Here is a 1,269-nt window from a genome sequence, read left to right as displayed (position 1 = left end):
CGATTAGTACTCAAGGTGAGTACGATTAGTACCCGAGGTGAGTACGATTCTTTAATGTAGCCCTTGTCATCTCTGGCTTTGCATATCTATATCTATATATTAAGGAAGGCATTAAGGGTCTACGAATTGCTCAAAATAAGCCTTTGTGCGTGCGTGCTTTATGTCAATTCGGTAGCATTTCCGCTTCCTCGACCACTCGCTCACTAACGTTCGGTCGCTGGGTCTGCGGCGAGCGGACTCATCTCTCTGATGTTTTCTATTCCCGAGAATCTGATTTTTGTCTCTAAACGGCCTGAATGATTCTGTGATGAGTTTTTTCTTGCAGGTAGTGGTTATGGGTGATCTAATGGCAAAACGCCCCGTAGGTGACGCTACAGGGCGTTTCTAATCACATAAACCTTGTTACCGGAGGTCTATATGACTGCTGATGATCGTTCCATTCCTGAGTCTATACATCAATCCTTTTCTCAGCTTCGTGATTCGCTTGATGCTTTTTCATGCCTTTCCGGCATGATTCCGCTTGGTGAGCCTGATAAGTTTGACTTTGAATCACTTGGGCACTTACTTCGAATGGTGTCCGAATCTCTGTATGGTTCTCTCGAGGTTCATTACTCCACTCTCCGGGCTGAATTCGTCAAACGCTAAATCGGGGGTCCCTTCAGGGTTCCGATTTAGTGATTGACGACTCTTCGTAGAGCTATCCTAGTTTTGGGTGATGGTTCACATAGTGGACCATCATCCTGATAAGCAGGTTTTAGCAACGGGAAAATCAGGCGGCTCTTTTCCTTGTCTATATAGTAACAACTCAACCGAAAACCACTTAAATTCGCTTCGTTTTGACTCTCTCGAAGCCGCTCGTGACGCGGCTTTTCAGCTTGTTTCTCACCTCAAATACATCCGATGGCCGCGAAGCGGTTCGGGAGTTCTGTGACACCCGAACTTTACCCCGGAATCCCACGGTAAAAAGTCTACTTTTTGAGCGACCTAAGGAATTACAGCGGATATCGTCTGTACCGCTCCGCAGCGAGTTGGAGGCGGAGAAGGACGACGGGAGGAGGACGCCGACAACGACAACGAACGCTGGACTGTGCGCTTGTCTGCCGTACATGACGACATGGCGTTACCGAAAAAATCAAAAATAAGGCTTCTAGAACGTGCTGTGACGAGCAAAATGTTGCAAGGTGTAGGTTTGGATGATCTAATGGCGAAAAGCCCCGTAGCTGGCTCTACAGGGCTTTTCTAATCACATAAACCTTACGACTTGAACAC

The 1,269-nt window shown here is 47.1% G+C and carries 1 protein-coding gene; it reads left to right on the top strand.

Annotated elements, in window-relative coordinates; translation table 11 throughout:
* Window positions 1-417 precede the first annotated feature (417 nt).
* Complete coding sequence (locus LQ215_RS29430) at window positions 418-645, top strand: hypothetical protein (RefSeq protein WP_153625582.1); 228 nt, start codon at window positions 418-420, stop codon at window positions 643-645.
* The last annotated feature ends 624 nt before the right edge of the window (window positions 646-1,269 follow it).

Source organism: Pseudomonas brassicacearum (genome assembly GCF_918698105.1).
GTDB lineage: Bacteria > Pseudomonadota > Gammaproteobacteria > Pseudomonadales > Pseudomonadaceae > Aquipseudomonas > Aquipseudomonas brassicacearum_F.
Note: the sequence above shows the minus strand (reverse complement) of the source record. Positions and strands in the feature narration are given on the sequence as shown.

Excerpts from the sequence above, each read along its gene's own strand:
- LQ215_RS29430 (WP_153625582.1), top strand. The coding sequence starts at position 418 with ATGACTGCTGATGATCGTTCCATTCCTGAGTCTATACATCAATCCTTT.